The 6,451-nt window shown below is 64.4% G+C and carries 6 protein-coding genes; all 6 read left to right on the forward strand.

The annotated features are described in order from the left end of the window. The first annotated feature begins 303 nt into the window (after positions 1–303). The 6 genes from RIF85_RS13820 to RIF85_RS13845 all read left to right on the forward strand — a co-directional run bounded on the left by RIF85_RS13820 (position 304) and on the right by RIF85_RS13845 (position 6,428). Positions 304–513 (forward strand): hypothetical protein, encoded by a 210-nt coding sequence (locus tag RIF85_RS13820; RefSeq protein ID WP_309072478.1) that lies wholly within the window; start codon positions 304–306, stop codon positions 511–513. Between the two features lie 46 nt (positions 514–559). Beyond that, positions 560–2,659 carry a heavy metal translocating P-type ATPase gene (locus tag RIF85_RS13825; protein ID WP_375164857.1) on the forward strand — a complete coding sequence of 700 codons (2,100 nt, stop codon included), beginning with the start codon at positions 560–562 and terminating at the stop codon, positions 2,657–2,659. Further along, complete coding sequence (locus RIF85_RS13830) at positions 2,656–3,189, forward strand: hypothetical protein (RefSeq protein ID WP_309072479.1); 534 nt, start codon at positions 2,656–2,658, stop codon at positions 3,187–3,189. The genes RIF85_RS13825 and RIF85_RS13830 overlap by 4 nt, the downstream gene beginning before the upstream one ends. Before the next feature lie 67 nt (positions 3,190–3,256). Then, the gene (locus RIF85_RS13835) at positions 3,257–3,865 is read left to right on the forward strand and encodes a DUF305 domain-containing protein (RefSeq protein WP_309072480.1); all 609 of its coding nucleotides are present in this window, start codon (positions 3,257–3,259) and stop codon (positions 3,863–3,865) included. Positions 3,866–4,086: 221 nt separating this feature from the next. Further along, positions 4,087–5,451, forward strand: coding sequence for an extracellular solute-binding protein (locus tag RIF85_RS13840; protein ID WP_309072481.1), 1,365 nt, complete (start codon positions 4,087–4,089; stop codon positions 5,449–5,451). Positions 5,452–5,600: 149 nt separating this feature from the next. Then, on the forward strand, positions 5,601–6,428 hold the full coding sequence (locus RIF85_RS13845; RefSeq protein ID WP_309072482.1) for a sugar ABC transporter permease: 828 nt from the start codon (positions 5,601–5,603) through the stop codon (positions 6,426–6,428). Positions 6,429–6,451: the final 23 nt, after the last annotated feature.

The raw sequence follows: 6,451 nt of genomic DNA on the forward strand, positions 1-6,451 counted from the left end.
ACCGGTATCGGCGACGATGTTGCCGCAGTCGGCGCGGCATGTCTCCTGCTGGAGCGGACGCTTGGGCCTCGGGCTGACCGGTTGATGCTCGCCCGCTGACCTGGTTTCTTCCTGTCGGAGACTTCCGGCCTTGACAGATACCCCTGGGGGGTATACTTTGGTGGTACCGAAGCGGGAAGTCCCGGCCCATTGGGCGGCTTACTCCTTGAAGGTCTCTTTCGATACGGCTGCAGCCGGCGCGGACGACCATCTGGTGCAGCAGTCATCGATCCTCGAATAGTTCCTTCTTGTTTGGAGATCATCATGCGCGGCACCACCTCTTCCAACCTCACCCTTACCGACACGTCTGCTGCCGGGTGCGCCTGTTGCTGTGCACCGGAGGACGCTGCCGCATCCGATCCAGCGATCGACCTTGTCTCGGGCGTGACCTCGACGGTCACACCCTTCACCCAGCCGGTTCATGCTGTTCATTCACCAGCTGAGCCGGCCGGCAACCACTTCAGCAACGACTGACCTTGAGGGCCGGGGACGCGTTCCCCGTGACCGAGGGAGAATCATCATGAAACACTCCACTTTCAGCCCGGCCGATCCGGCCACGGCACAGCACGACCTTGCGCACCATTCCAGGGATGCCGCGCCGGACGGCCACGAAGTACATGCCCACGGCCAGCACGCCGGGCATTCCACGGCGATGTTCCGCGACAGGTTCCGGATCAGCCTGATTCTCGCTATTCCTGTTGTCCTGTTCAGCCCAATGTTCGCGATGATCGTGGGCTATGAAGTGCCGGACTTTCCCGGCTCGACGTGGATTTCTCCGGCCCTCGGCACCGTCATCTTTCTTTACGGCGGAGCTCCGTTCCTCAGGGGCGGCATTGCAGAACTGAAGTCCCGGGAGCCCGGCATGATGCTTCTGATCGCCATGGCTATCAGCGTCGCGTTCACCGCTTCGTGGGTCACCACCCTCGGCATCGGGAACTTTGATCTCGATTTCTGGTGGGAACTCGCCCTGTTGATAGTCATCATGCTGCTGGGGCACTGGATGGAGATGCGCGCACTCGGCTCGGCTGCGGGCGCCCTCGACGCGCTTGCGGCGCTGTTGCCGGATGAGGCGGACCGCGTCACGCCGGACGGAGTGGAAACGGTCCCGGTGGACACCCTCGTCCCCGGCGACGTTGTCCTTGTTCGATCAGGTGCGCGGGTGCCCGCCGACGGCAGGATCGTCGACGGTGAGGCGGAGTTCGATGAGTCGATGATCACCGGTGAGTCCCGCACCGTTTCCCGCACTGCCGGTGAACCGGTGGTTGCAGGCACGGTGGCGACGGACAACGCGGTGCGGGTGTCGGTCACAGCGGTGGGCTCGGACACCACGCTGGCGGGCATTCAGCGTCTCGTCGCGGAGGCGCAGGCGTCCTCGTCCAGGGCGCAGGCCCTTGCCGATCGGGCAGCGGCACTGCTGTTCTACTTCGCCCTCGTGGCGGGTGTACTGACGTTCGCGGCGTGGCTGCTGCTGGGAAGTCCGAATGATGCTGTGATCCGGACCGTAACGGTGTTGGTGATTGCCTGCCCCCATGCCTTGGGGCTGGCGATCCCGCTGGTGATCGCCATCTCGACGGAACGGGCCGCCAAGGGCGGGGTCCTCATCAAGGACCGGATGGCGCTCGAGCGGATGCGGACCGTCGATGTGGTGCTCTTCGACAAGACCGGCACCCTTACCGAAGGACGTCCTGCCGTCACTGCTGTTGCTGCTGCCGGTGACTTCGGCGAGGCAGAAGTCCTCGCAATCGCTGCAGCCGCTGAATCTGACAGCGAGCACCCGGTCGCGCGGGCAATCGTCCAGGCGGCAACCCAACGCCCGGAAGCTGCGGCTTTCGGTTACCGGGGGACAGGTTTCTCCTCGATGACCGGGCGTGGTGTGCGCGCAATCGTTGAGGGTTCCGAGGTGGCTGTTGGCGGTCCGAACCTTCTCAGGGACCTCGGGGTGGCCTCGCCGGCCGAGATCAGCCCTGCGGTGCAGGAGTGGATTGCCCGCGGCGCGTCTGTGCTGCACGTGCTTCGGGACGGTCGGGTTATCGGTGCGCTGCGACTTGAAGACCGCGTCCGGGAGGAGTCCCTTGCGGCCGTCACAGCGCTGCAGGATCGCGGCGTCAAGGTCGCGATGATTACCGGCGATGCGCACCAGGTGGCGGGCGCCGTCGGGACCGAGCTGGGTATCGACGAGGTTTTCGCCGACGTGCTGCCGCAGGACAAGGACTCGAAGGTTGCCGAACTGCAATCGCGCGGGTTGAAGGTGGCAATGGTGGGTGACGGCGTGAATGACGCCCCTGCGCTCGCCCGCGCGGAAGTGGGCATTGCGATCGGTGCCGGCACCGACGTCGCAATGGAGTCTGCCGGTGTTGTGCTTGCGGGGAATGATCCGCGGTCGGTGCTGGCAATGATCGACCTGTCGAGGGCCAGCTACCGGAAGATGATCCAGAACCTGGTTTGGGCCACCGGATACAACGTTCTCGCGGTGCCGCTCGCGGCAGGCGTGCTGGCGTTCGCGGGAATCGTTCTCTCGCCCGCAGCGGGTGCCGTGCTGATGAGTGTCTCGACGGTGGTGGTCGCCCTCAACGCCCAGTTGCTGCGCCGGATCGACCTCAGCCCGGAACGGATTCAATGACGGTGTACGGGCCTGCGGTGACGCGCCCGCGTAGCGGAACGGCCAGACGTGTGCTGGCCGTTCCGCGTGCCGTCCTGGGATTCATCGGCCTGACGGCCGTGCTCATTGGGCTGCTGGCGATGCACGTCTGGGCCGGTGGGCATGGCCCGACGGCGGTGCACGGTCTGCACGCACCACCCGTCTACGTGTCAGCACCGGGGCAACCGCCCAAGGCGCTGGAGCAACCGCCCATGGCGCTGGAGCAACCGCCTATGGCGCTTGAGCAACCGCCAACGGCGGCGGAGGTGTCCAGCGATCATGCCGGTCATGACGGTATCGGCCCGACGAACAGCAAGACTCCCCACGACAGCACCGCCGAGATGGGCCTGTGCGTTCTCGCGTTCATGGTCGTCGCCCTGCTGTTGTTCCTGCTTCCCGCCGGGAGCGTGATACCTGGGAGCTTCCTGCTTCGGGGGCTGCCGCTGGTCCCTCTCGTGCCTCAGCTGAACCCTGTTCCTTCGCTGATCCGGCTTTGTATCAGCCGAACCTGAGTCTGCATGGCAGCCACAGCGGCACACCAGCAGATCACAGTTTTCCGAACCAGAAGGAATGACAACCATGCAGCGTTACCTTTCCCTGCCCGCCGTTGCCCTTGCCGCCGTCGTCGTCTTGTCGGGGTGCGGCAGCACGGGCTCACGTCCGTCCGCGGACTCACAGTCCGCGTCCTCCGCCCGTGAGGTGTCCGCAAGCCACAATGAAGCGGACGTCATGTTCGCTCAGATGATGATTCCCCATCACCAGCAGGCGGTCGAGATGAGCGACATGCTGCTCGCCAAGAAGGGCATCAGCCCCGAGGTCATTGATCTGGCCACCAGTATCAGGGAGGCACAGGCTCCCGAGATGGACACCATGGCCGGGTGGCTCAAGGAGTGGGACGAGCCCGCTGAGTTGGCTGACGGCATGGAGGGCCATCACATGGGCGCCATCGACGGCACCGGCGGGATGCTGAGCGAAGAGGAAATGGCAGACCTTGAGGCCGCCCAGGGCGATGAAGCAGCACGGACGTTCCTCAAGTACATGACCGCCCACCATATTGGCGCCGTCGACATGGCGCGCGAGGAGATCAAGAAGGGCGAGAACGCGGAAGCTGTAGCGCTCGCCGAGGCGATTGCGGAGACACAGAAGGCGGAGGTCCAGGAAATGAAGGACCTGCTCGCAGGGCTCTGACGGAGTTCCGAAAGGCCGCGCATTCGGTGAGGATCTGCTTTGGTCGGTGCTGAGCGATAGGGTGATCGCAGACCCACGGTGAGCTGGCAGGACACGCCCGAATGGGCAGCCACTAAGGGTGTGTCCTGCCAACTCAGGAGGGGCCATTGTGGGTTAAATCCACTCGATGTACTATTTCGATAACGGCAGTCTCCCGATGCCTCAGTTTCAAAGGAGAAACCATGCGCGGCGCCACTCGAACCCTCCCGGCAGCGGCGGTCGCCGCCCTCCTCGTCCTCAGCGGTTGTGCCGGTGGCGGCGGGGGCGAGGATGAAGCAACGGACAACACCCTTCGCATCATTTATCAGAAGGCGGGGGATGCTTCGCCGCTGGATGACCTGATGCAGGCCGCAAAGGAGCAGTTCGAAACCGCCAATGAGGGCGTCACCGTTGAACTTGAGCCGGTCGAGGGCACCGATGAGGACTACAACACCCGCCTCGCCCTGTCGCAGCGCTCGCCGGACACCGCGCCGGACGTCTTCTACGAGGACACCTTCCGCCTCCGCTCCGACGTGGACGCAGGTTACCTGCTCAATCTCGACGAGCACCTGGCCGGTTGGGATGAGTGGGATTCCTTCAACGAGGCAGCCAAGGAAGCTGGAAAGGCCGACGACGGCAGCACCTACGCGGTGCCCCTCGGCACCGACACCCGGGTCATCTGGTACAACAAGCAGGTTCTTCAGGATGCCGGCATCGAAGTTCCCTGGCAGCCCGAAACGTGGGACGACCTGCTGGAGATGGCGCGCACCGTCAAGGAAGCGCAGCCCGAGTCCAGGCCGTTCAGCATGTACGCGGGAACCGGTACCGGTGAGGGCACCGTGATGCAGAGCTTCTACGAACTCCTCTACGGAACCGAAAGCGGGGGCCTTTACGACGAGGAGTCCGCCAAGTGGATCGCAGGGTCGCAAGGCTTCGTGGATTCACTGGCCTTCCTGAAGACCCTCTACGACGAGGAACTGGCGGTCACTCCCGCCGAGGCGCTCGATGCGAATGTCTGGCAGGTAGTGCTGGGAACCATGCTGCCGGAGAACCAGATGGCGGCCACAGTGGAAGGTTCCTACGCGCCGTCGTTCTGGCAGGAAGGCGGAATGCTTGAGTGGCCGGAATATGCTGAAGTCATGGGCGTTGCGCCGTTCCCCACACAGGAGGGGCAGGAGCCCGGCGCCGTGAGCATGTCGGGCGGCTGGACGCTGGCGGTCGGTGCGGGTGCCGACGACCCTGAGCTCGCCTTCGAGTTCCTCACCACCGCCATGAACCAGGAAAACCTGCAGAAGTACACGATCGACAATTCGCAGATCGCCGTGCGCACCGACATCGCGGAGGCGCCCGAATACCTTGAGGCGAACCCATTCGTCGAGGAGGTTTCCGCGGTGCTCGACGTCACGAACTACCGTCCGGCGACGTCGAACTACGCCGAAATTTCCACAGCGATCCAGGAAGCAACCGAGGCCGTCATCACCGGCGGCGCAACCCCCGAGGAAGCGGCAGCAACCTACGACGAGACGCTGAAGTCGATCGTCGGCGAAGAGAACGTCGTCGAGGAGTAGCCATCTCGTCCACGGTCACTTCCCGCGGCTCGTCCTCCGGCGCTGCGCGCCGCAATAGCCGCGGTGATTACAGGCAGGAGCGGGAGCGCAACGGACGGGCCTCCCGCTCCATCTCCTCGGCGCTGAAGCTCCTACCACTCGCTCCGGCAATGATCCTCATCGGCATCTTCCTCGCGGGTCCGATCGTGTGGTCCTTCTATGGGTCCTTCACCAATGCGGCGCTGACCGGTGCGAACGCGAAGAACCCGGAGTGGATCGGCCTCGAGAACTACACCACGCTTTTCGCCGACCCGCTGTTTCCGCGGTCGGTGCTGCTGACCGTTGTCTTCGTCCTCGTCTCCGCCGTGATCGGGCAGAACTTCCTCGGTCTTGGTCTGGCGCTCCTGATGCGGCGTGCCCACCGTGCTGTTGCCGCCGTCGTTGGCGTGTGCGTGGTGGCGGCCTGGGTGCTGCCGGAGATCGTGGCGGCGTTCGTTGCGTACGCCTTTTTCTTCCGTGACGGAACGCTGAACCAGCTCACGGGCCTCGCCGGCGTGCCTGGCGTGGACTGGCTGTTCGAGCACCCCATGCTCGCCATCATCCTTGCCAATATCTGGCGGGGCACCGCGTTCTCGATGATGGTGTACCAGGCTGCGCTGAACGACGTCCCACGGGAGGTCACCGAGGCAGCGGAGATCGACGGCGCTGGTGGCGCGAAGACGCTGGTCTATGTCACGGTGCCCATGATCCGCCGCAGCATCGCGACCAACCTGATGCTCATCACCCTGCAGACGCTCGCCGTGTTCACGCTCATCTACGTGATGACTGCGGGCGGTCCAACCAACCGCAGTACCACCCTGCCGATCATGGCGTACGAGGAAGCCTTCAGCTACAGCGACATCGGCTACGGTACGGCCATCGCCGTCGTCATGCTCATCATCGGCGCCGCTTTCTCGCTGGCGTACATCCGCCTGTTGCGCGAGAGGAACGCCTCATGACTGCGCCCGTTTCCAGTACGACG

The sequence above is a fragment of the Arthrobacter sp. genome (genome assembly GCF_031179385.1).
Taxonomy (GTDB): Bacteria; Actinomycetota; Actinomycetes; order Actinomycetales; family Micrococcaceae; genus Arthrobacter_D.